This is a genomic window from Aeromonas sp. L_1B5_3, assembly GCF_963866575.1.
GTDB lineage: Bacteria > Pseudomonadota > Gammaproteobacteria > Enterobacterales > Aeromonadaceae > Aeromonas > Aeromonas jandaei.
This window is the reverse complement of sequence record NZ_CAWMDN010000118.1, coordinates 1-22,912: the sequence shown is the minus strand read 5'-3', so window position 1 is coordinate 22,912 and position 22,912 is coordinate 1. Positions and strand designations below refer to the sequence as shown.

At 58.6% G+C, this 22,912-nt stretch carries 18 protein-coding genes; 13 read left to right on the top strand and 5 right to left on the bottom strand.

The window, feature by feature from the left end; genetic code table 11:
• The first annotated feature begins 68 nt into the window (after positions 1-68).
• From sixA to AACR93_RS13890, 3 genes are all read left to right on the top strand, one after another.
• Entirely contained in the window at positions 69-536 is a 468-nt protein-coding gene (gene sixA, locus AACR93_RS13900; RefSeq protein ID WP_041207521.1) for a phosphohistidine phosphatase SixA, read from the top strand.
• A 133-nt stretch (positions 537-669) separates the two neighbouring features.
• Entirely contained in the window at positions 670-876 is a 207-nt protein-coding gene (locus AACR93_RS13895) for a DUF1107 domain-containing protein (RefSeq protein WP_026457339.1), read from the top strand.
• A gap of 168 nt (positions 877-1,044) precedes the next feature.
• On the top strand, positions 1,045-1,965 hold the full coding sequence (locus tag AACR93_RS13890) for a DMT family transporter (protein WP_042032361.1): 921 nt from the start codon (positions 1,045-1,047) through the stop codon (positions 1,963-1,965).
• Between the two features lie 96 nt (positions 1,966-2,061).
• On the opposite strand, the gene AACR93_RS13885 is transcribed toward AACR93_RS13890, so the two are convergent.
• Positions 2,062-3,678 (bottom strand): peptide ABC transporter substrate-binding protein, encoded by a 1,617-nt coding sequence (locus AACR93_RS13885; RefSeq protein ID WP_043851043.1) that lies wholly within the window; start codon positions 3,676-3,678, stop codon positions 2,062-2,064.
• Between the two features lie 382 nt (positions 3,679-4,060).
• Between AACR93_RS13885 and fbp the strand changes: the two genes are divergently transcribed.
• Entirely contained in the window at positions 4,061-5,095 is a 1,035-nt protein-coding gene (fbp, locus tag AACR93_RS13880; protein ID WP_041207524.1) for a class 1 fructose-bisphosphatase, read from the top strand.
• Positions 5,096-5,169: 74 nt separating this feature from the next.
• Here fbp and mfd read toward each other — a convergent pair whose 3' ends face one another.
• Both mfd and AACR93_RS13870 read right to left on the bottom strand, forming a co-directional pair.
• Complete coding sequence (mfd, locus tag AACR93_RS13875; protein WP_043851042.1) at positions 5,170-8,622, bottom strand: transcription-repair coupling factor; 3,453 nt, start codon at positions 8,620-8,622, stop codon at positions 5,170-5,172.
• A gap of 18 nt (positions 8,623-8,640) precedes the next feature.
• Positions 8,641-9,219, bottom strand: a complete 579-nt coding sequence (locus tag AACR93_RS13870; protein ID WP_043851041.1) for a PilZ domain-containing protein — start codon at positions 9,217-9,219, stop codon at positions 8,641-8,643.
• A gap of 76 nt (positions 9,220-9,295) precedes the next feature.
• On the opposite strand from AACR93_RS13870, the gene AACR93_RS13865 reads away from it, so the two are divergent.
• The 3 genes from AACR93_RS13865 to lolE are packed head-to-tail and all read left to right on the top strand — an operon-like array spanning position 9,296 to position 12,526.
• Complete coding sequence (locus AACR93_RS13865) at positions 9,296-10,531, top strand: lipoprotein-releasing ABC transporter permease subunit (RefSeq protein ID WP_043851040.1); 1,236 nt, start codon at positions 9,296-9,298, stop codon at positions 10,529-10,531.
• A 55-nt stretch (positions 10,532-10,586) separates the two neighbouring features.
• Entirely contained in the window at positions 10,587-11,285 is a 699-nt protein-coding gene (gene lolD / locus AACR93_RS13860) for a lipoprotein-releasing ABC transporter ATP-binding protein LolD (protein WP_033113129.1), read from the top strand.
• Positions 11,285-12,526: a lipoprotein-releasing ABC transporter permease subunit LolE gene (lolE, locus tag AACR93_RS13855; RefSeq protein WP_043851039.1), complete on the top strand. Its 1,242-nt coding sequence runs from the start codon at positions 11,285-11,287 to the stop codon at positions 12,524-12,526. The genes lolD and lolE overlap by 1 nt, the downstream gene beginning before the upstream one ends.
• 99 nt (positions 12,527-12,625) lie before the next feature.
• Here the strand turns inward: lolE and yfbR are convergent, their stop codons facing one another.
• Together yfbR and AACR93_RS13845 are read right to left on the bottom strand one after the other, a co-directional pair.
• Entirely contained in the window at positions 12,626-13,216 is a 591-nt protein-coding gene (gene yfbR / locus AACR93_RS13850; RefSeq protein ID WP_043851038.1) for a 5'-deoxynucleotidase, read from the bottom strand.
• Between the two features lie 95 nt (positions 13,217-13,311).
• A complete protein-coding gene (locus AACR93_RS13845) occupies positions 13,312-13,746 on the bottom strand; it encodes a YccF domain-containing protein (protein ID WP_042032366.1) in 435 nt (144 codons plus the stop codon).
• A gap of 457 nt (positions 13,747-14,203) precedes the next feature.
• On the opposite strand from AACR93_RS13845, the gene tig reads away from it, so the two are divergent.
• From tig to ppiD, 6 genes are all read left to right on the top strand, one after another.
• The gene (gene tig, locus AACR93_RS13840) at positions 14,204-15,514 is read left to right on the top strand and encodes a trigger factor (RefSeq protein WP_041207530.1); all 1,311 of its coding nucleotides are present in this window, start codon (positions 14,204-14,206) and stop codon (positions 15,512-15,514) included.
• 86 nt (positions 15,515-15,600) lie between these two features.
• Positions 15,601-16,224, top strand: a complete 624-nt coding sequence (gene clpP, locus AACR93_RS13835; protein WP_033113124.1) for an ATP-dependent Clp endopeptidase proteolytic subunit ClpP — start codon at positions 15,601-15,603, stop codon at positions 16,222-16,224.
• A 70-nt stretch (positions 16,225-16,294) separates the two neighbouring features.
• A complete protein-coding gene (clpX, locus tag AACR93_RS13830) occupies positions 16,295-17,569 on the top strand; it encodes an ATP-dependent protease ATP-binding subunit ClpX (RefSeq protein ID WP_033113123.1) in 1,275 nt (424 codons plus the stop codon).
• 141 nt (positions 17,570-17,710) lie between these two features.
• Positions 17,711-20,065, top strand: coding sequence for an endopeptidase La (gene lon, locus AACR93_RS13825; protein WP_041207531.1), 2,355 nt, complete (start codon positions 17,711-17,713; stop codon positions 20,063-20,065).
• A gap of 240 nt (positions 20,066-20,305) precedes the next feature.
• Complete coding sequence (gene hupB / locus AACR93_RS13820; protein ID WP_005315375.1) at positions 20,306-20,578, top strand: nucleoid-associated protein HU-beta; 273 nt, start codon at positions 20,306-20,308, stop codon at positions 20,576-20,578.
• Between the two features lie 151 nt (positions 20,579-20,729).
• Positions 20,730-22,643 (top strand): peptidylprolyl isomerase, encoded by a 1,914-nt coding sequence (gene ppiD, locus AACR93_RS13815; RefSeq protein WP_043851037.1) that lies wholly within the window; start codon positions 20,730-20,732, stop codon positions 22,641-22,643.
• The last annotated feature ends 269 nt before the right edge of the window (positions 22,644-22,912 follow it).

Sequence of the window (22,912 nt, the reverse complement as noted above, 5' to 3'; positions counted from 1 at the left end):
TTGTTTCAACACCCGTGGCGGGGTAAGATCCCCCGGCTATCAAAACAGGCCCGTAGGGCGAGGTTGTAATGAAGATCTATATCATGCGTCATGGCCAGGCTGGCATGAATGCGAAAACTGATGAACAGCGTCCATTGACCGAGCAGGGCATTGAAGAGTCCCTTCTGATGGCCCGCTGGTTGGCGCCTCAGCTGACCGGTCGTATCGATCGGGTGATCCACAGCAACTATCTGCGCGCCCGCCAAACCTGGCAGACCATATGCAAAGAATTACCCGATGCTGTCGTGGTGGAGGAGAGCGGTGACATCACCCCTTATGGTGATCCTGCCTTTGTCTCCAGCTACCTGACCGCGCTGGCAGAACGGCATCAGCAGATCATGCTGGTGAGCCATCTGCCGCTGGTGGGATATCTGGTGCAGAGCCTCTGTCCGGCCGCCGGAGCCCCCATGTTCGCCACCTCGGGCATTGCCTGCATCGAGTGGCACAATGGCAAAGGATCCTTGCTCTGGCTCGAAGGGCCGCATACAATAGGCTAAAAGTTAATAAAAAGTTATAGATTGAATTTTTTGGGAAGAGATGGGCGAGTTTTCCGGATTTTTATGATTATTTTACGGAGTTAATTCGCAGAAGCTGCTGTCATACGGATACAACTGCAAGAGGTTGCAAACGATGAGAGTGTTCAAGAAGTACCTGCCACTGATGGTGGCAAAACACGTCAAAACCTTCTTTAAAGGTCGGATCTACATCCATGGTCGGGGGCGGTTTGATTTTCAGTCCGGTTTGTTGCTCATGCCGAGCCAGGCGGACATTCCCCACCGTCAGACAGTCACCGAGGTCAATGAGCTGATCTCCAGACTGCACATGGATGCGGCGTGATAATCTTCTGAGCGTGTTTCTGCACGGATATGCCCGCGTTATGCGGGCATATTTGTTTTTGTCGATCCGCTTTTCTCTCTCGTGTCTGCCTTGATGGCGGCTTTGTTTCTCACCCGTTGCCCCCTATACTGCCTCGCTCAATTCTCGTTCGGGATGCCGGAGCCGTTGATGCCCCTTGCCTTTCTGTTCCCTCTCTCCTGCATTGCCATCTGGGCTGGCAATGGCGTCGTCAGCAAACTGGCGGTGGGCGTCTTGTCGCCCGCCGCATTCGCCTGGTCCCGCTGGGTGGTGGCTGCGCTGGTCCTGACCCCTTTTCTGGCTCGCCGGGTATGGCGCGAGCGTGCCCGCCTGCGTGCCGGTATCTGGCAGATCGCCGCGCTGGCGCTGCTTGGCATGGTGCTAAACCAGACCTTCGGCTATTACGCGGCGCAAACCATGGGCGCCACCGAGATGGGGCTGATGATGGGGTTGACGCCGCTGCTCACCGTGTTGTTCAGCATCTGGTTGCTGCGCGAGCGTCCCACCTGGGGCGCCATCCTGGGGGCTCTGCTCTCCATCATGGGGCTGGCTATTTTGCTGGGGCAGGGGGATCCGACCCGGCTTTTTACCCACGGCATCCAGATTGGCTCGGTCTACATGCTGCTCTCGGCCGGCACCTATGCGCTCTACAGCGTACTGCTCAAGAAGTGGGATCTGGGGCTCGACAACTGGTCTCTGCTCTACAGTCAGGTGCTCTGCAGCGTGGTGCTGCTGACCCCCTTCTATCTGCTGGTGGATGGTCAACTGCCCGAGGCGCGCGCGCTCTGGCTCATCTTCTATGCGGGGATCCCCGCGTCGGCGCTCTGCCCCTGGCTCTGGATGCAGGGGATCACCCTGATCGGTGCCAACCGTACCGCCATCTTCATGAACCTGTTGCCGGTGATGACGGCTGGGCTCGCCATCTCACTGCTCGGGGAGCGGTTGACCGCCTACCACCTTATCGGCGGTGGCCTGACCCTGCTCGGGGTGCTGCTGGCCCAGCTGCTGGTGCAGCCGGTGGTATTGAGACGCCGTGCCCGACAGGAGATGGCCGTCTGTCAGGATGAGTGAGTGCGCCTATCGCCAGAGTGAAAATGAAAGCGCCTGCAGTAATGCAGGCGCTTTTTTGATGGCGGCTCTTTATGGTCAGAGCACTACTGATCAGCGCTACGGGGCAACCAGATAGAGATCGCGGCTGTAGACGATATCTTGCGGGTTCTGATAGGGGTAACCCTTGACGAAAGGCTTGAGCAGGCGCGACTTGACGTAGAAGTAGACAGGGGCAATGGGCGCCTCGGCATCGATCAGCGCTTCTGCCTGCTGATAGAGCCGATTGCGTTCGTCAGCATTCTGCGCATCGTGAGCCTTGGCCAGCAGGGCGTCGTACTCCTTATTGAACCAGCGACCGCTGTTGGCGCTGCTGCTGGAGGTCAGGATGTCGAGGAAGGTAGAGGCATCGTTGTAGTCACCATTCCATGAGTAGCGGCTCACCCCGAAATCCCCCTCGTTGAGGGTGGAGACCATGGTTTTCCACTCCATGTTGTTGAGGGTGGCGGTAACCCCCAGGTTGTGTTTCCACATGGAGGAGATGGCCAGCGCGATCTTCCTGTGGCTCTCGTTGGTGTTGTAGAGGATATCCACATCAAGCGGCTTGCCGGGGCCATAACCCGCTTCGGCGAGCAGCGCCTTGGCCTGCTTGATCCGCTCCTCTTTGCTCTGCAGCTGGCTGGCCGGTTTTTTCAGATCAAAGCCATCCACGCTCGGTGGGGTCAGGCTGAAGGCGGGCAGTTGTCCCTGACCTAGGATCTTGTCGGTGATGGTCTCCCGATCGATGGCGAGCGACAGTGCCTTGCGCACCTTCGGATTGTCGAACGGTTTGCGCTGTATGTTGAAGACGTAGTAGTAGGTGGCCAGCATGGGGGCGCTGACCAGCTCCTCCGGACTCTGGCTCTTGATGTGCTGGTACTGCTCCAGCGGATAGGTGGTGTAGTGCAACTCGCCGGTGCGGTAGCGGTTGTAGGCGGAGGTCTCCGACACCACCTCCAGATAGATCACCTTGTTCAGCACTGTGTGCTGGTTGTCCCAGTAGTGCGGGTTGCGCTCGGCAGTCAGCCGCTCGTTGGGGGTCCACTCCTTGAGCACAAAGGCGCCGTTGGAGACGATATTGCCGGGCTTGACCCACTCCTTGCCATATTTCTCGATGGTGGCTTTGGGGGCGGGGAAGGTGGTGTAGTGCGCCAGCGTCTTCAGGAAGAAGGGAACCGGGTTTTTCAGGGTCACTTGGAGGGTATGTTCATCCAGCGCCTTGACCCCCAATGCATCGGGGCTCTTCTTGCCTTGAATCACCTCGCTGGCATTGGTGATACCCATCAATTCGATAAACCAGGCGTAGTTGGAGGCGGTTTTGGGATTGGCCGCCCGCTGCCAACCGTAGACATAGTCGGCGGCGGTGACCGGCTCGCCGTTCGACCACTTGGCCTCCGGCCTCAGCTTGAAGGTGTAGACGGTGCCGGTGCTGTCGAGCTCATAGCTGAGCGCGCCAGCAGGCTGGGTTTTGCCACTGGCATCCAGCACATAGAGCCCCTCGAACAGATCGTTGACGACGGCGCTGCCAGCACTCTCTTCCACCAGTTGCGGATCTATGGTGGTGGGTTCGGTGCCGATATTGGTGACAAAGGTCTGTTGCTCCGGGGGCAGTAGCCTGGTGCCGGCCGGCACTTCGGCAGCCCAGACGGGCAGAGAGAGCAATCCGGCTACCGTGCCGGCAATGATAGTCTTGTTCATTGATAATCCTTATGTTTTTGCTTCCAACGGAAAACGAGTGTGCGTGATTGGCGTTTGGAACTCAATAGGGGAGAGGCCACCATATATCTGGTGGGCGAAACGACAGGCCAAAGAGGGGGAAATGTCAGTAAGGTCGCTGTTTGGCGCCGTTTTTTGGCGCAAAATAAGAGGCTGAAAGTTACCGTATGGCCCCCTTTTTATGACCGGGACGAGTACAAATCGGGTTCAAATTGCCGTTTTATTAGCCCGCTTAATTCGCTGCAAAAACAAAAAACAGACGTTACATTAAGTTACAAAACAACACGGCCGAGGATCGGCTCTTTTTTTGTCGATGCTTGCAAACGTTTTCAACGCCAACGGAAACGATCTTAAAGGACCAAAAATGCGAAACATGATCACCATGGGCGAGTTCATCGTCAAAAAGCAGGCTGATTACCCTACCGCGACCGGCGAACTGACCTCGCTGTTGAGCTCGATCCGTCTTGCTGCCAAGGTGGTGAACCGGGAGATCAACAAGGCCGGGCTGGCCGATATTATTGGCTCCATGGGGGCTGAAAACGTGCAGGGCGAGGTGCAGCAGAAGCTGGACGTCTACGCCAACGAGCGCTTCAAGGCGGCGCTGGAGGCGCGCGGCGAGGTGTGCGGCATGGCCTCCGAGGAGGAGGAGGACTTCGTTGCCTTTGACTCGCCGCTTTCCAAAAACTCCAAATATGTGGTGCTGATAGATCCCCTCGACGGCTCTTCCAATATCGACGTCAACGTCTCGGTCGGGACCATCTTCTCCATCTATCGCCGGGTCAGTCCGCAGGGCTCCCCCGTCACTCTCGAGGATTTCCTGCAGCCGGGCAATCGTCAGGTCGCGGCCGGTTACGTGGTTTACGGCTCCTCCACCATGCTGGTCTACACCACCGGTTTTGGCGTCAACGGCTTTACCTATGACCCTTCCATCGGCTGCTTCTGCCTTTCCCACGAAAACATCCGCATTCCGGAGGAGGGCAAGATCTACTCCATCAACGAGGGCAACTACATCAAGTTCCCGGACGGGGTGAAGAAGTACCTCAAATATTGCCAGGAGCGGGATGAAGCGACCCACAGACCCTACACCTCCCGCTATATCGGTTCGCTGGTTTCCGATTTCCATCGCAACCTGCTCAAGGGGGGCATCTACATCTATCCGTCCGGCACCAACTCGCCGAACGGCAAGCTGCGCCTGCTCTATGAGTGCAACCCGATGGCGTTTCTGGTGGAGCAGGCAGGCGGCAAAGCCTCTGACGGCTTCAACCGCATCATGGATATCCAGCCCACTGCGCTGCACCAGCGCACCCCCTACTTCGTCGGCTCGACCAAGATGGTGGAGCGGGCAGAGGCCTTTATGCGCGAATTCTCCTCCCACGAGGATCCGGCCAGTCAGGGGTAATTCTCTGATTTATCGTGAGTGAATAAAAAACGGGAGCCCTTGCGGCTCCCGTTTTGTTTTGGTGCTTGCAGCCGTTACTGGCTGTGACTGGCAAGATCCGCCAGCAAGCCATCCACCAGCTTGAGGCGCATGGCTCTGTCCTGAGTCGGCACCTGGAAGCGCAGCCGGGTCGGCCCGTCCATCTTGTAGATGCGCGGCTGCTCGGAGAGCAGCTTGACCAGATAGGTCGGGTTGACCTTGGTCTCCTGGGTGAAGTCGAGATAGCCACCGCGCTCGCTCATCTCCACCCGGCGAATGCCAAGGGCGGTAGCGCGCTGACGGAAGGCCGCCAACTCCAGCAGGGTTTTGGTCGCCTCCGGCAACAGGCCGAAACGGTCGATCAGCTCCACTTTGAGTTCGCGCAGCTCCTGTTCGTCCGCCGCGCTTGCAATCCGCTTGTACATGGAGAGGCGCATGTTGACATCCGGAATGTAGTCGTCCGGCAAGAGCGCCGGCAGGCGCAGCTCCACCTCGGTGTGCTGGCTCATCAGCTGCTCGAGAGATGGCTCCTTGCCCGATTTCAGCGCCTCGACCGCCTGCTCCAGCATCTCCATGTAGAGGGTGAAACCCACCGATTCGATCTGGCCGCTCTGATCGTCGCCGAGCAGCTCTCCCGCGCCGCGGATCTCCAGATCGTGGGTCGCCAGCGCAAAGCCGGCGCCAAGATCTTCAAGCGAGGCGATCGCCTCCAGCCGCTTGGCCGCATCCTTGGTCATCAGCTTGGGATGGGGGGTGAGCAGGTAGGCATAAGCTTGGTGGTGGGAGCGGCCAACCCGGCCCCGCAGCTGGTGCAGCTGGGCCAGACCGAGATGATCTGCCCGATCCATGATGATGGTGTTGGCGCTCGGCACGTCGATACCGGTCTCGATGATGGTGGTGCAGACCAAGAGGTTGAAGCGCTGGTGGTAGAAGTCCGACATCACTCGCTCAAGCTCGCGCTCGCGCATCTGGCCGTGGGCGATGCCGATGCGCGCCTCCGGTACCAGTTCGGCAAGGTCTGCCGCGCACTTCTCGATACTCTCCACGTCATTGTGCAGGTAGTAGACCTGCCCGCCGCGCTTCAATTCCCGCAGCACCGCTTCGCGCACCACTGCCGGTTCGTGCTGGCGGACAAAGGTCTTGATGGCGAGCCGCTTGGCGGGCGGGGTGGCGATGATGGAGAGATCCCGCATGCCGGACATCGCCATGTTGAGGGTGCGAGGAATGGGGGTGGCGGTGAGGGTGAGGATGTCCACGTCGGCCCGCAGCGCCTTGATCTTCTCCTTCTGACGTACCCCGAATCTGTGCTCCTCATCGACGATGAGCAGCCCCAGATCCTTGAAGGTGAGCTCGGAGCCGAGCAGCTTGTGGGTGCCGATGATGATATCCACCTTGCCCTCGGCCAGCTCCTGCATAACGCTGTTTTGCTCCTTGGCGGAGCGGAAGCGGCTCAGCACCTCGACCCGCACCGGCCAGTTGGCGAAGCGGTCGCGGAAGTTGTCGTAGTGCTGCTGGGCGAGCAGTGTGGTGGGCACCAGCACGGCGACCTGTTTGCCGCCATGAACGGCCACAAACGCCGCCCGCATCGCCACCTCGGTCTTGCCGAAGCCCACGTCACCGCACACCAGCCGGTCCATGCTCTTGGCCTGACACATGTCCCCCAGCACCGCATTGATGGCGTTGAGCTGATCCTCGGTCTCCTCGAACGGGAAGCCAGCGGCAAACTGGCGATAGGCCTCGCGATCATGTTTGAAGGCAAAGCCGGCGCGAGCCGCGCGGTGGGCGTAGACATCGAGCAGCTCGGCCGCCACGTCGCGTACTTTTTCCGCCGCCTTGCGCCGCGCCTTGCTCCAGGCCTCGCCGCCGAGCTTGTGGCTGGGCGGGTTGTCAGAGCCGGTGTAGCGGCTGATAAGGTGCAAACTGGTAACCGGCACGAACAGCTTGTCGCCGCCGGCATATTCGAGGGTCAAAAACTCGGTGGGCAGGCCACCGGCGTCGATGGTTTCAAGCCCCAGATAGCGGCCGACCCCGTGATCGAGGTGCACCACCGGCTGGCCCTGGGTCAGCTCGCCGAGGTTTCTGATCACCGCATCGGAGCTTAAGTTTTTGCTCTTCTCCCGTGCCCGCTTGCTGCGAACCTTGCCACCCAGCAGCTCGGTCTCGGTGATCAGGGCTAGTGGTTCCTGACCAGTTTCCTGCCACAGGAAACCGCGCTCGAGCGGTGCAACCAGCAGGCCGTGGCGATCCTGGCTTGCCATAAAGGCGTCGAGGGAGGGGAACTCCTTGGGTTGCAGGGCGATGCGGGTCAGCAGCTCGCCCAACACTTCGCGCCGACCCTCGGACTCCACCGCAAACAGGGTGCGACCGGCAAAGCCTTGCAGGAACTGGTTGAGCGCCAGCAGCGGCTGCTCCTTGCTGTGGTCGAGTTGCAGGTCCGGCAGCGTGCTGGCCGGCATATCGTGTTGCCCCGCATCGCCCGCCGTCGGCCCCTCCTGCAACCTGACGGCGCCGTAGTTACCAAGGGCGGCAAAGAGCTGCTCCACCGGCAAATAGAGCTGGGCCGGGGGGAGCAGGGGGCGGGTATTGTCCCAGCGCCTGTCCTCGTAGCGCTGCTCGATGTCGTTCCAGAAGCGCTGGGCGGCGGGATAGATATCCCCCACGGTGAGCAGCAGGGTCTCTGCCGGCAGGTAGTCAAACAGGCAGGCAGTCTGGTCGAAGAAGAGCGGCAGATAATACTCGATACCGGCAGGCCAGCGCCCCTTGCTCACCTCCTGATAGACGGAGCCCTCGGCGCGGGAGATCTCGAACTGCTCGCGATAGTGGCCGCGAAACAGCTCGATGGCCCCCTCATCGGTCGGAAACTCCCGGGCAGGAAGCAGGCTGACGCTCTTGACCGGCTCGCTGGAGCGTTGGGTTTCCGGATCGAACGGGCGGATGGAGTCCACTTCATCGTCGAAGAAGTCGATGCGATAGGGGCTGTTGCTGCCCATGGGAAAGAGATCGAGCAGGGAGCCGCGGGCGGCAAACTCGCCGTGCTCCAGCACCTGATCCACCGCCACGTAACCCGCTTCGGCGAGGCGCCCGCGCAGCTGTTGCAGGTTGAGACGCTGGCCGCTTTTCACCATCAGGCTGTATTTGTCAAGATAGGCACGCGGTGCACAACGCAGCATCAGGGTCGAGACGGGGACGATCAGTACGCCACTGCTCATCTGCGGCAGCTTGTAGAGGGTCTCGAGCCGCTGGGAGATGATGTCCTGATGGGGGGAGAAGGTGTCATAGGGCAGCGTCTCCCAATCCGGGAACAGCAGTACCGGGCAGCCCTTGTCGGCCAGCAGGTATTGGAGTTCCTGCTCGAGGCGTAGAGCACTCGGGGTGTCTGCGGTGAGCAGCAGCACGGGCCCCTTGTTTTGTGTAATAAGGCGAGCGGCGATGAGCGAGAGGCTGCTGCCGACCAGTTGGCCGAGCGTGATCTTTTGGCCCGCTTTGGCGGGCAAGGCGGGGAGTGTCATTGGCATCGTTCGATTCTTTTAACGTTGTTGGCGCTCTTGGGCACGCAGTTTGAGCTGTTTGGATTGCACATGGAGGCTGGCGCGTACCAGCAGTTCACGGTCATCTTCACGGATCCGCACATAGTCGAGCACCACATGGGGGCCATGCTCACCCGGGGTGACCTCCCTGACCTGACCATAGCAGTAGATGGCGGCGGCCTCTTCGCGCAGGAAGATCTTGAGGCGCACTATCTGGTGCGGATGCGGCGCATCCCCGTGGCCATGATAGGGGTGCAGGTAGGTGAGCTCACCAGCGCCAAAGCGCAGGGTGTGGAAGCGCTGCTCGGGGTGATCCTGCATGGAGAGCACATAGCCCATGATCATGTCGATCTTGCGCGACTGCTGATTGACGATCTCGACCAGATCGTGCATCGATTCGTTCTGATTGCGCAGCAGCCGGCTGGTCACCATGTCGATGGAGGTGATGGCCGAGGAGATGCGAAAAGGCTCCGGCAGCTCAGCGTCCAGCTCCGTGAGCGAAGGGAGATGGAAGTCTGCCGGCATGGGGATCACATTGACCGGCATGGCATGAGTAACGCTGAAGAACTGTTCCTGCATGGAGGCTATCCCTTGTTGTCATGGACGGTTTCCCTTTATTATCCGGTATCTTATTTTGTTGGCAACGTAGATATCCTTGAAGACCGGACTTTTTCAGCCCCTTTCGCTGGCCATCGGCCTGCGTTATGCCGGCTCGAAGCGCAGCAACCGCTTCGTCTCATTTATCTCCCTGTTCTCCACCTTCGGCATTGCTATCGGGGTTGCGGCCCTGATGGTGGTCATTTCGGTGATGAACGGTTTCGAAGGCCAGCTCAAGGGGCGCATCCTCGGGGTGATCCCCCATGTGGTGGTTACCAACGAGGCTGGCCGCATTGATGCCGCGCCGCAAGGGCTGCCGGACCTGGCCAAGCTGCCTCATGTGGTGGCAACGGCCCCCATGCTCGACAGCGAAGGGATGCTGCAAAGCCCCGGCCAGCTCACCGGCGTCAGCGTGCAGGGGATCGATCCCGCCCTCTGGCCCAAGGATGACATCCTGCACTCCCAGATGCTGGGGGGGCGCCTCGATACCTTGCAGGCCGGTCACTACCGCATCGTGCTGGGGCAGGGGGTGGCGCGTCGCCTCAATGTCACCATCGGCGATCAGGTTCGTCTGATCCTGACCGACGGATCCCGTTTTACCCCCTTTGGCCGGGTGCCGGCCCAGCGCCTCTTTACCGTCTCCGGTATCTTCGGTGTGGGTGCCGATGTGGATAACCAGATTGCGTTCATTGCGTTGGGGGATGCCCAGCGTCTGCTGCGGCTGCCGACAGAAACCGTCGGTGGCATTCGCCTCTGGCTCGATGATCCGTTTGCTGCTGATCAGGTGATCAAGACGCCGCTGCCCGATGGGCTGCTGTGGCAGGATTGGCGCCGTGAGCGGGGCGAGCTGTTCCAGGCGGTCGCCATGGAGAAACGGATGATGGGGCTGATGCTGGTACTGATCATCGCCGTTGCGACCTTCAACATTCTCTCCGCGCTGGTGATGGTGGTGACGGACAAGGAGGGCGAAGTGGCCATCCTGCGCACCATGGGCATGAGCGAGTCGGGGATCGTCAAAATCTTCATGGTGCTCGGCGCTTCCAGCGGGGTGATTGGCTCCCTGTTTGGTGCGCTGGCGGGGCTTGGCCTGACCCTCGGCCTCAACCCGCTGCTCAATGCGGTGGGGCTCAATCTCTATATGGCTGCGGGCGGGAGCGGCTTGCCGGTTATCGTCGAGCCAGCCCAGGTCGTCACCATTTTGCTGGGCGCCGTGCTGCTCAGCTTCAGCGCCACCCTTTATCCCGCTGCCCGTGCGGCGCGGGTGAAGCCGGCGGAGGCGCTGCGTTATGAATAATTCATCTTCTGTTGTTACCTCTGGTGCGATTACTGGAGCAAATGGAGCCCCCTTTATGAATGAAGCCGTATCCCGTGAGCCTCTGCTGCGTTGCCAGGCCCTCAACCATGTCTACAAAGAGGGTGAGCTGGAGACCCAGGTACTCAAGGGGATCGATTTGAGCGTCGCACCGGGCGAGATGCTGGCGGTGGTGGGGAGCTCGGGCTCCGGCAAGACCACCCTGCTGCACCTGATGGGGGCGCTTGATAACCCCTCCAGCGGCGCCGTGCTGTTCAAGGGAGAGGATATTCACCACTGGGACAGCCGTACCCAGGCCCGTTTTCGCAATCAGGAGCTGGGTTTCGTCTATCAGTTCCACCACCTGCTCTCCGAGTTCAGTGCGCTGGAAAATGCGGCCATGCCGCTGCTGATCGCCGGTGAATCGGTAGCGGTCGCTACCGAGAAGGCGACCCGGATGCTGGGGCGGGTAGGGCTCTCCCACCGTCTCAACCACAGACCGTCCGAGCTCTCCGGTGGCGAGCGCCAGCGGGTGGCGATTGCCCGTGCGCTGGTCAACGAACCGAGTCTGGTGCTGGCGGACGAGCCGACCGGTAACCTGGATCACGCCAGTGCTACTGCCGTCTACGAGCTGCTCTGTGAGCTTAACCGCGAGCTGGGCACTGCGTTTGTGGTAGTCACCCACGATCTGAGTCTGGCGGCCAAGCTTCATCGTCGGGTCACGCTGGTGAGCGGCGTGATGGCGGAGGTTGCCTGATGTTCAAACCGCTGCCCCTTTTTCTGGGCCTGCGCTATAGCCGCTCCCGTCGTCGCAACGGGTTTATCGCCTTTATCTCCGCCTCTTCTCTGATCGGTATCGCCCTCGGGGTGATGGCGCTGATTTTGGGCCTCTCCGCCATGAACGGCTTCGAGCGGGAGCTCAAAGATCGGGTGCTCTCGGTGGTGCCGCAAGGGGAGCTGGACGCTGTCGAGCAGCCGCTGCCGGATTGGCCGCGTCTGCGCGACTACCTGCTGGCGCAGCCCGGGGTGGAAGCTGCCGCCCCCGTCATTCGTCTCAACGGTTTGCTGGAGCACGGCTCCGCCCTCAAGGGGGTTCAGCTGCGTGCCGTGCTGCCCGATCTGGAAGCCAATCTCTCCGATGCCGGCAAATACATGACGGGCCGTGGCCTGCGTGAGCTGCAGCCCGGCGAGCGGGGGGTGATCCTCGGCAAGACCATAGCCGACAAGCTGGGGGTGAAGGTTGGCGACACCCTTGCTCTGCTGTTGCCGCAAGGGGGCGATCAGACGGGGATCAAAAATCCCCGCCGGGAAACCCTGACCGTGGTCGGGTTGCTGGAGATTGGTGGCCAGCTCGATGGCCTGCTCGGTTTCATGCACCTGACCGATGCGCAAGCGATCACCGGTATGGGCAGCGATGTGGAAGGTTTCAGCCTGCGGGTGAGTGATGTGCTCAAGGCGCAGTCCATTACGGTCGCGGCGGCCCAGCGCTTCCCTCATCACGTCTATATCCGCAGCTGGATGAACAGTCAGGGTTACCTCTATCAGGACATCCAGATGGTGCGTACCGTCATGTATGTGGTGATGCTGATGGTGGTGGCAGTGGCCTGCTTCAACATCGTCTCCACCCTGGTGATGGCGGTGAACGAGAAACGCAGCGAGATCGCCATCCTGAAAACCATGGGGGCGAGTCCGGGCCAGATCCGGCTTACCTTCGTCATTCAGGGGATGGTCAACGGCGTGGCCGGTGCCCTGCTCGGTGCGCTGCTGGGGGGTCTGCTATCCAGCAAGCTGACCCAGATCCTGAGTGTTATCGAGAAGCTCATTGGCCACCGTTTCCTCAATCCGGATATCTACTTTATCGACTTCCTGCCGACCGAGTTGCATATGCAGGATCTGCTTATCGTGACGGGGGCGGCCATCCTGATGAGTCTGGTGGCGACCCTCTATCCCGCCTGGCGGGCGAGCGGTCTGGTGCCGTCACGCGAGCTGGGTCACTGATGCGCGGCATCTGATCCGCGAATCAAAACGAAGAGCCCGCCGGTGTTAAACCGGCGGGCTCTTCTGTTTTTTGTCTGTGTGTCGATATGGCGAGCGGACTTAGTGGGCGTTCAGCTCATCGAGCGGCAGGGAGAAGCTCGCTACGAAGGTGTCGATAAAGTAGCGCATCTCCTCGCTCATTCGCGCAGCCAGCATCGCCTCGAGGCGTTTGCGAGCCGGTTCAAACTCCCGGTTGCCGGCGTTGATCTCCTCCAGACACTTGGTATAGGCGCAGAGGGTGTCGGCGTCTTTCACCAGCCTTGCCAGCTCCTCATCCTGCATCGCCGAGTCGAGCAGTGGGCGAAAGTCCTCCACCAGTTCCGGCGGCAGCATGCCAAGCAGGCGCTGCTCGGCGGCCAGTTCAATCTTCTTGTACTCGCGGGCGATCTCGGGATTGAAGTATTTCACCGGGGTGGGCAGATCGCCGGTCAGCACCTCGCTGCTGTCGTGGTAGAGCGCCATCACTGCTGCGCGGTCGGCATTCACGTTGCCGCCAAAGATCCGGTTTTTAATGATGCCGAGGGCATGGGCCACCATGGCGACCTGCAGGCTGTGCTCGGCGATGTTTTCCGGTTGGATGTTGCGCATCAGTGGCCAGCGGTAGATGAGCTTCATGCGGGCGAGATTGGCAAAAAAGTGGCTGGGGAGCATGGGATGCCTCGAATGGATGCAATGAAAAAGGGCAGACCCTAGTCTGCCCTTTTTTTGCAATACAGGCACCGCCTGCCATCCGATTTTTAACCCGCTCAGCGGATATAGCGGCCTGATTCGGCTTCCTGATTGGTCACGATCATCTGGCCGATGGGGGCCAGACTGATGATGGCCAGCTTGAGGTGCTGGATACCAAACGGGATGCCGACGATGGTGATGAAACAGGCCAGAGCAGAGGCAATGTGGCCGATGGCCAGCCAGATCCCGATCAGCACGAACCAGATGATGTTGCCAATCAGCCCGAGGGTACCGGTGCCGATATCACCTTGACCCGTCATCGCCTTGCGACTGACCGCCTGCTTGCCGAAAGGGAAGAAGGTGAAGGTGCCAATGACGAAGCAGGCGCGCCCCCAGGGGATGCCGACCAGCGAGATAAAGCAGAGCAGACCGGCCAGCCACCAGGCCAGGCCCATAAAGACACCTCCCAGTACAAACCAGAGCAGATTGAACAAGAAGCGGAAAAAGGCCATGTGGGATACTCCAGACTTATCAAGTTGGTTGCCACCATAACGAGGGAGGGCAGGGGACGCAACGATTGATTGGCCCGGATGCATCGGGCCGGTCAACCCGGGTCGTGATACCACCTATGGGCATCGGGTATTCAGTTGCCGGATATTGACCAATAGATCGGCGTTTTAGGCAAATTTGCGCAGAAAAAGGTGAGCAAGCGCAAAAATATCGCGCAATGCCAGTTGAAGTTCGGGCTGCAACTCCCCATATAAAGAGCACTTTTGCACGAATTGTGCCTCTGCGGCGCCCAATGTGGGGGTTGTGTGGCTCGACTCGACCAGAGTGCGCCGCTATAATGCCGCGTCATATTTTCTCATCACAAAGACATATTGTTGTCTTTATAAACAGGAAGACTCCGGCTTTGCCCGGAGGCAATAAAGGGTCAGCACACAGTGCTGAGTTGAACGAGGTAGAAGAATGCAAGTTTCTGTAGAGACAACCCAGGGTCTGGAACGCCGTCTTACCATCACTGTACCGGCTGCTACCGTAGACGCCGCTGTGCGCAAAGAATTGAACGGCCTGGCCAAAACCCGTCGCATCGACGGTTTCCGTCCTGGCAAGGCTCCGGTTGCCATCATCAAGAAGATGTTTGGTGCCATGGCTCACGCCCGTGTTGCCGATGAAATGATGCAGAACAACTTCATCAAAGCCATCATCGAAAACAAACTGAGCCCGGCTGGCGCGCCGACCATGGATCCGAAAGAGATCAAAGAAGGCGAAGATTTCGAATTCACTGCCACTTTCGAAGTGTACCCGGAGTTCGAAGTTGCCGGTCTGGAAAGCATCAAGGTTGAGAAGCCGGTTGCTACCGTGAAGGACGAAGATCTGGCCAACATGATCGACACCCTGCGCAAGCAGCACGCTACCTGGGCTGAAGCTGACGTAGCTGCTGCCAACGGCATGCGTGTGACCATGGACTTCGTCGGTTCCATCGACGGTGAAGAGTTCGAAGGTGGCAAGGCTGAAGGCTTCAACCTGGTACTGGGTGCCGGCCGCATGATCCCTGGCTTCGAAGATGCCATCCTGGGCAAGAAAGCAGGCGACGAGTTCACCATCGAAGTGACCTTCCCGGCTGACTACCACGCTGAAAACCTGAAAGGCAAAGCGGCCAAGTTCGCTTCCAAGCTGAACAAGGTTGAAGAGCAGATCCTGCCCGAGCTGACCGAAGAGTTCGTCAAGCGTTTCGGCATCGAGAGCGGTTCCGTTGAAGAGCTGAAAGCCGAAGTGCGCAAGAACATGGAGCGCGAACTGGCTCAAGCCCTGAAAAACAGCGTGAAAGAGCAGGTTCTGAACGGTCTGGTTGAAGCCAACCAAATCGATCTGCCGAAAGCTGCCGTTGCGCAAGAGATCGATGCTCTGCGCCAGCAGGCTCTGCAGCGCTTCGGTGGTTTCCAGGGCGGCAACGCTCCGGAGCTGCCGGCTGAGCTGTTCCAGGCTCAGGCCGAGCGTCGTGTACGCGTAGGTCTGCTGCTGGGCGACGTGATCCGCACCAACGAAATCAAGGCTGACGATGCTCGCGTGACCAGCATCATCGAATCCATGGCCACTGCGTACGAAGATCCGAAAGAAGTGATCGAGTACTACCAGAAGAACGAACAGATGCTGAACGGCGTTCGTAACCTGGCCATCGAAGATCAAGCTATCGACCTGATCCTCTCCAAAGCGCAAGTGACCGAAAAAGAAGTTGCCTTTGACGAAGTGATCAACAAGTCTGGCGCCGCTGCCTAAGAACATTTGACTTAAGGTCAAGACTGTTAAGTATAATGGCTCGTGTGATCTCCACTCGGGCCATTTTATTTTAGGGACAATGCCTTATGTACAAGAACTATAACGATGTGACCGATTCTCCCAGCAATGCGCTGGTCCCCATCGTGGTCGAACAGACTGCCAAGGGTGAGCGTTCCTACGATATTTACTCCCGTCTGCTGAAAGAGCGGGTGATCTTCTTGACCGGTCAGGTTGAAGATCACATGGCCAATCTGGTGGTTGCCCAGTTGCTGTTCCTCGAGTCCGAGAATCCGGACAAGGACATCTACATCTACATCAACTCTCCGGGCGGCTCCGTGACTGCGGGCATGTCCATCTATGACACCATGCAGTTCATCAAGCCGGACGTGAGCACCGTCTGCATGGGGCAGGCCTGTTCCATGGGCGCCTTTCTGCTGGCTGGCGGTGCCAAGGGCAAGCGTTTCTGCCTGCCCAATGCCCGCGTGATGATCCACCAGCCGCTGGGCGGTTTCCAGGGCCAGGCATCTGATATCCAGATCCACGCTCAGGAGATCCTGAAGATCAAAAATACCCTGAACGAGCGTTTGGCTTTCCATACCGGCCAGGATATGGCTACCATCGAGCGCGACACCGACCGCGACAACTTCATGTCTGCCGAGCAGGCAGTCGCTTACGGTCTGGTCGACGGTGTCTTGACTCAGCGTGGCTGAGCAGGGTGTCCCGGTCTGTTGTAAACTCAACAGGCCGACCCATCCTCTATTGATAAAACGAGGTTGCTGAATGACAGAAAAACGCAAGGGTGAGGGTGATAAGCTGCTCTACTGCTCTTTTTGCGGCAAAAGCCAGCATGAAGTGCGTAAGCTGATCGCTGGCCCTTCCGTCTACATATGTGATGAGTGTGTCGAGCTGTGCAACGACATCATCCGCGAGGAGATCCGCGAGATCTCTCCCAAGCGCGATGGTAATGAGCTGCCGACCCCTCATCAGATCCGCGCTCATCTCGATGACTATGTGATCGGGCAGGAGTACGCCAAGAAGGTGTTGGCCGTTGCCGTCTACAACCACTACAAGCGCCTGCGCAACAGCGGCGAAAACAGTGGTGTGGAGCTGGGCAAGTCCAACATTCTGCTGATTGGCCCGACCGGTAGCGGCAAGACCCTGCTGGCCGAGACCTTGGCTCGCCTGCTGGATGTGCCGTTCACCATGGCCGATGCGACCACCCTGACCGAAGCCGGTTATGTGGGCGAGGACGTGGAGAACATCATCCAGAAGCTGCTGCAAAAGTGCGACTACGACGTGGAGAAGGCCCAGCGTGGCATCGTCTACATCGACGAGATCGACAAGATCTCCCGCAAGTCGGACAACCCCTCCATTACCCGCGATGTCTCCGGGGAAGGGGTACAGCAGGCCCTGCTCAAGCTGATCGAAGGGACCATCGCTTCCGTGCCGCCGCAAGGTGGTCGCAAGCATCCGCAGCAGGAGTTCTTGCAGGTTGATACCTCCAAGATCCTCTTCATCTGTGGTGGTGCCTTTGCCGGTCTGGACAAGGTGATTGAGCAGCGTTCCGTCAAGGGAACCGGTATCGGTTTTGGCGCCGAGGTGAAGTCCAAGGATGCCAAGGCCTCCTTGAGCGAAACCTTCGCCAAGGTGGAGCCGGAAGATCTGATCAAATATGGTCTGATCCCCGAGTTCATCGGCCGTCTGCCGGTGGTGGCTACCCTGACCGAATTGGACGAGGCTGCCCTCATCCAGATCCTGCAAGAGCCGAAAAACGCGCTGACCAAGCAGTATGCTGCGTTGTTCGATCTGGAAGGGGTTGAGCTGGAGTTCCGTGAGGATGCGCTGCACGCCATTGCCCGCAAGGCGATGGAGCGTAAAACCGGTGCTCGTGGTCTGCGTTCCATCGTGGAAGCTGTGCTGCTCGATACCATGTATGACCTGCCTTCTCTGGAAGGGGTCAGCAAGGTGGTGATCGACGAGACCGTGATCAAAGGGGACTCCGCGCCCTTGATGATCTACGAAAATCCCGAGACTCAAGCTGCCGCATCAGAGTAACAGTCTGATTTTTAATCAAATGGAAGGGGCTTTTTGCCCCTTTCATGCTTTTTGCGGTTTAGACGATTGAATCTCGTTGGAGCGCCCCCATATACTCAGCCAAGCGCTTTGCCAACGGTATAACAAGCCGAGAGGACATATATGAACCTAGAGCGTTCAGAACGCATCGAGATTCCCGTCCTGCCTCTTCGTGACGTGGTGGTTTATCCCCACATGGTCATTCCACTCTTTGTGGGGCGGGAAAAATCCATTCGCTGTCTGGAAGCGGCCATGGAGCAGGACAAGAAAGTTCTGCTGGTGGCCCAGAAGGATGCGTCAACCGATGAGCCGACCGTGGAGGAGATCTTCACCGTCGGGACAGTGGCCAATATTCTGCAGATGCTCAAACTGCCGGATGGCACCGTCAAGGTGCTGGTAGAGGGTGGGCAGCGTGCTCGCCTGGAGCGGATGATCGACGACAAGGACTTCTTTGTCTGCGAGGCCCAGTACATCTCCTCCAAGGCCATTGACGACAAGGATCAGGAAGTTCTGGTTCGCTCCGCCATCGGCCAGTTTGAAGGTTACATCAAGCTCAACAAGAAGATCCCGCCCGAGGTACTCACCTCGATTTCGGCGATCGACGATGCTGCGCGTCTGGCCGATACCATGGCCGCTCACATGCCGCTCAAGCTGGAAGACAAGCAGAAGGTGCTGGAGATTGTCTCTGTCTCCGAGCGCATCGAATTCCTGATGGCGATGATGGAGTCGGAAATTGACCTGCTGCAGGTCGAGAAGCGCATCCGTACTCGCGTCAAGAAGCAGATGGAGAAGAGCCAGCGCGAGTATTACCTCAACGAGCAGATGAAGGCCATCCAGAAAGAGCTGGGTGAGCTGGAAGATAGCCCGGATGAGTTTGAAGCCCTCAATCGCAAGATTGAAGAGGCCGGCATGCCGGAAGATGCCCGTGAAAAGGCCCAGGCTGAGCTTGCCAAGCTGAAGATGATGTCTCCCATGTCTGCCGAGGCTACCGTGGTTCGCAGCTATGTGGACTGGATGGTACAGGTGCCGTGGAAGGCGCGCTCCAAGGTCAAGAAAGACCTGGGCAAGGCGCAAGAGGTGCTGGATGCCGATCACTATGGTCTTGAGAAGGTCAAGGATCGCATTCTCGAATATCTGGCGGTGCAGGCGCGGGTGAACAAGCTCAAGGGCCCCATTCTCTGTCTGGTTGGCCCTCCCGGTGTGGGCAAGACCTCGCTGGGCCAATCTATCGCCAAGGCGACCGGTCGCAAATATGTGCGGATGGCCCTCGGTGGGGTACGTGATGAAGCGGAGATCCGCGGTCACCGTCGCACCTACATCGGTTCCATGCCCGGCAAGCTCATCCAGAAGATGGCGAAAGTTGGCGTGAAGAACCCGCTGTTCCTGCTCGACGAAATCGACAAGATGAGCTCGGACATGCGTGGCGATCCCGCCTCTGCCTTGCTGGAAGTGCTCGATCCCGAGCAGAACAACAGCTTCAACGATCACTACCTGGAAGTGGATTATGACCTGTCGGACGTGATGTTCGTGGCCACCTCCAACTCCATGAACATCCCGGGTCCGTTGCTGGACCGGATGGAAGTGATCCGTCTCTCCGGTTACACCGAAGATGAGAAGCTCAACATTGCCAAGCAGCATCTGGTTGCCAAACAGATTCAACGCAACGGCCTGAAAGCCTCCGAGATCACCATCGAGGATTCGGCGCTGGTCGGGGTGATCCGTTACTACACCCGTGAAGCCGGGGTGCGGAGTCTGGAGCGCGAAATCTCCAAGATCTGTCGCAAAGCGGTCAAGCGCATTCTGCTGGACAAGAGCATCAAGCATGTTCAGGTCAATCAGGAGAACCTCAAGGAGTTCCTCGGGGTGCAGCGCTTCGATTACGGCAAGGCCACCGACCAGAACCAGATTGGTCAGGTGTGTGGTCTGGCGTGGACCGAGGTGGGGGGCGACCTGCTCACCATCGAGACCACCAACATGCCGGGCAAGGGCAAGCTCACTTACACCGGTTCTTTGGGTGATGTGATGCAGGAGTCTATCCAGGCAGCCATGACTGTCGTACGTGCCCGTGCCGAGAAGCTGCGCATCAACGCCGACTTCTACGAGAAGCGTGACATTCACGTGCACGTACCGGAAGGGGCAACCCCGAAAGATGGCCCGAGCGCCGGTATCGCCATGTGTACTGCGCTGGTCTCCAGCTTGACCGGTAATCCGGTTCGTGCTGATGTGGCCATGACAGGTGAAATCACCTTGCGTGGTGAAGTGCTGCCTATCGGTGGTCTCAAAGAGAAACTGCTGGCCGCTCACCGTGGTGGTATCAAGCGTGTGCTGATCCCGAAAGAGAACGAACGTGACCTCGAGGAGATCCCGGCAAACGTCAAACAAGACCTTGAAATCTATCCCGTTCGCTGGATAGACGAGGTGCTGGAACTGGCGTTGCAGGACAATCCGCAAGGGTTTGAGCGCGTTTCTGTCGTGTAAATTTTGATGCGCCGCAAATTTGGCGCATTCGGGGGGTGGTTAAGGCTTGCATGCATCCCATAACGGAAGTAGCCTTGACCACCGATCGGGTTCTCGTGATAAGTCGCAATGCGTTGTGTGGCGCGGGTTTGCGCCAGATTGTCACTTGCAACTGGTCAGGAGGCTTGCTATAAAACCTCCACTTGTTGTGGCCAGGGAAATCAGCGCCGCAGCGGTGTTCGATAAAAGGGGAATATAAGAGTGAATAAATCTCAACTGATTGACAAGATTGCAGACGGTGCTGATATCTCCAAGGCTGCTGCCGGCCGTGCGTTGGATGCCTTCATTGACGCTGTAGGTGAAGCTCTGAAAGAGGGTGACCAGGTTGCTCTGGTTGGTTTTGGTACTTTCGCTGTACGCGAGCGTGCTGCCCGTTCTGGCCGTAACCCGCAAACTGGCGCGACCATCGAAATCGCTGCTGGTAAAGTTCCTGCCTTCAAAGCCGGTAAGGCCCTGAAAGACGCGGTCAACTAAGTCGGGCGCCGATGATATGTCGGCTACCGTCCTTGGTCGCAGACCAGACAGGTTAGAGAGTCCTCTCTCATACTGATTGACCAAGGCGCATCGCAATCGGTGCGCCTTTTCATTATTTACGCCCATCGAGTTCGGGAGCATAAGTACAAACATGATGTTGGATAAACTACGCGAAGGGGCGCAAGGCAAGGTAGCCAAGGTTATCTTGGGCCTGATCATCCTCTCCTTTGCTTTGGCTGGTGTAGGTAGTTACCTGAATGGTCCGGCCCGTACCGCCCCCGCCACTGTCAACGGCACAGATATCAGTGCAGCCGCACTGGAGAACGCCTACCGCAACGAGCGCGCCCGCATGGAATCCCAGATGGGAGAGGCATTCAGCCAGCTGGCCGCGAACCCCGATTATATGAAACAGTTCCGCCGCGGTGTGCTGGATCGCCTGATCGATCAGGCGCTGCTGGACAGCAAGGCTCGCGAGCTGGGTCTGCGGGTCAGCGATGAGCAGATCAAACAGGCCATCGTTGCCATGCCCGAGTTTGCCGAGAACGGCAAGTTCAACAATGATCGTTACCTGCAGCTGATCCGTCGTGCCGGTATGACTCCCGAAATGTTCCGCGACTCCCTGCGCCAGGACATGGTGCGCCAACAGCTGATGAGTGCGTTGCTGGGTACCGAGTTCTCCCTCAAGGGTGAAGCCGAGCAGCTCGACAAGCTCTACAACCAGACTCGCGATCTGCGTCTGGTGCGTCTGGCGGCTGCCAACTACGTGGCTGACGTACAGGTTTCCGACAACGAGCTGGAGCAGTACTACAAGGCCAATGGCGCTCACTTCATGAATGACGAGCAGGTGAAAGTAGACTACCTGCTGCTGGATGCGACCAACCTCGCCAAGGATATCAAGGTCACCGAACAGGATGCCCAGGATTACTACGACCAGCATCAGGACTTGTTCCAGCGTCCCGAGCGTCGTCATGTTGCCCATATCCTGATCCCGTTTGGCAAGGATGAGAAAGCGGCCGAGCAGAAAGCAGAAGCCGTGTTGGCCAAAGCCAAGGCGGGCGATGATTTCGCCGCGCTGGCCAAGGCAGACTCCTCCGATACCTTCTCCGCCAAAAAAGGCGGCGAGTTGGACTGGTTCGAGAAAGGGGTGATGGATCCGTCCTTCGAGAAGGCTGCCTTTACCCTGAACAAGGCGGGCGATCTCTCCGCTGTCGTCAAGAGCCCGTTCGGTTTCCACATCATCAAGCTGCTGGGTGTTGAGCCAGCTCAGACCAAGCCGTTTGCCGATGTGAAGGAAGAGACCATCAACCGTCTGCAGAGCGACAAGGCCAAAGAGCGCTTCTTTGCCGAGCAGCAGAAGATGGCTGACAACAGCTTCGAAAACCCGGACTCGCTGGACATGACCGCTGAGGCCATGGGTCTGAAGGTGCAATCCTCCGACTACTTCAGCCAGGGTTCTGCTCCTGCTCCGCTTAACGATCCCAAGGTTCTCTCCGTGGCGTTCTCAGAGCAGCTGCGTGATGACAACACCAACTCTGACGTGATCGAGCTGGCTGACGGCAAGGCGCTGGTGCTGCACATCACCGGTCACAAGCCCAAAGCGGTCAAGCCGCTGGCTGAGGTGAAAGAGCAGGTGATTGCCGCCATCAAGCATGACAAGGCCGGTGAAGTGGCCCGTGGCAAGGCTCAGGGCCTGCTGGACAAGCTCAAGGCTGGCAAGAGCATCGATGGCGATCTGGCTGCGCTGGGTCTGAAGGTACAAACCCACAAAGGGGTGTCCCGTTTCGATCGCGAGATGGATCAGAATCTGGTTACCGAAGCCTTCACGCTGCCCCATCCCAAGGATGGCAAGCCGAGCGTGGCACTGGTTGCCGAGAGCAACGGTGACCGCGTAGTGGTGGCGCTGGACAAGGTGAACATACCTGCCGAGCCTTCCAAGATGGTTACCATGCTGCAAGGTCAGCTGGGTCAGGGCAAAGCCCAGGTTGATTACAAGTCTCTGATCGACGAGTTGCGTAAAGCGGCCAAGATCGAGTACTTCACCAGCGTGGAAGCGACTGTCGAGTAATCGTCAGTTCAATCCAGTGAAAACGGCTCCATGATGGAGCCGTTTTTTTATCTGTGGGCGAGGGGGATAATCAAGCCTTGCTCCTTGCTCCTTGCTCCTTGCTCCTTGCTCCTTGCTCCTTGCTCCTTGCTCTCTGTGATCGCTGGGCAGCCGTAAGCCATATCAGTCGCCATAAACATGGGACACAAAAAAACCGGCACAATAAGTGCCGGTTTTTCATAGCGAGCTTGTGCTGGGCGGGGTTACACCTGTCTCTTATACACATCTCC

What these genes read in the sequence shown, in the direction of transcription:
- mfd (WP_043851042.1), bottom strand. Translation starts at nt 8,622, where the DNA reads ATGACACTCCCCGCCTTGCCCGCCAAAGCGGGCCAAAAGATCACGCTC.
- AACR93_RS13845 (WP_042032366.1), bottom strand. Translation starts at nt 13,746, where the DNA reads ATGGCCTTTTTCCGCTTCTTGTTCAATCTGCTCTGGTTTGTACTGGGA.
- lolE (WP_043851039.1), top strand. Translation starts at nt 11,285, where the DNA reads ATGTTCAAACCGCTGCCCCTTTTTCTGGGCCTGCGCTATAGCCGCTCC.
- AACR93_RS13890 (WP_042032361.1), top strand. Translation starts at nt 1,045, where the DNA reads ATGCCCCTTGCCTTTCTGTTCCCTCTCTCCTGCATTGCCATCTGGGCT.
- AACR93_RS13870 (WP_043851041.1), bottom strand. Translation starts at nt 9,219, where the DNA reads ATGCAGGAACAGTTCTTCAGCGTTACTCATGCCATGCCGGTCAATGTG.
- AACR93_RS13895 (WP_026457339.1), top strand. Translation starts at nt 670, where the DNA reads ATGAGAGTGTTCAAGAAGTACCTGCCACTGATGGTGGCAAAACACGTC.
- AACR93_RS13885 (WP_043851043.1), bottom strand. Translation starts at nt 3,678, where the DNA reads ATGAACAAGACTATCATTGCCGGCACGGTAGCCGGATTGCTCTCTCTG.
- ppiD (WP_043851037.1), top strand. Translation starts at nt 20,730, where the DNA reads ATGATGTTGGATAAACTACGCGAAGGGGCGCAAGGCAAGGTAGCCAAG.
- lon (WP_041207531.1), top strand. Translation starts at nt 17,711, where the DNA reads ATGAACCTAGAGCGTTCAGAACGCATCGAGATTCCCGTCCTGCCTCTT.
- lolD (WP_033113129.1), top strand. Translation starts at nt 10,587, where the DNA reads ATGAATGAAGCCGTATCCCGTGAGCCTCTGCTGCGTTGCCAGGCCCTC.
- clpX (WP_033113123.1), top strand. Translation starts at nt 16,295, where the DNA reads ATGACAGAAAAACGCAAGGGTGAGGGTGATAAGCTGCTCTACTGCTCT.
- sixA (WP_041207521.1), top strand. Translation starts at nt 69, where the DNA reads ATGAAGATCTATATCATGCGTCATGGCCAGGCTGGCATGAATGCGAAA.
- clpP (WP_033113124.1), top strand. Translation starts at nt 15,601, where the DNA reads ATGTACAAGAACTATAACGATGTGACCGATTCTCCCAGCAATGCGCTG.
- fbp (WP_041207524.1), top strand. Translation starts at nt 4,061, where the DNA reads ATGCGAAACATGATCACCATGGGCGAGTTCATCGTCAAAAAGCAGGCT.
- yfbR (WP_043851038.1), bottom strand. Translation starts at nt 13,216, where the DNA reads ATGCTCCCCAGCCACTTTTTTGCCAATCTCGCCCGCATGAAGCTCATC.
- tig (WP_041207530.1), top strand. Translation starts at nt 14,204, where the DNA reads ATGCAAGTTTCTGTAGAGACAACCCAGGGTCTGGAACGCCGTCTTACC.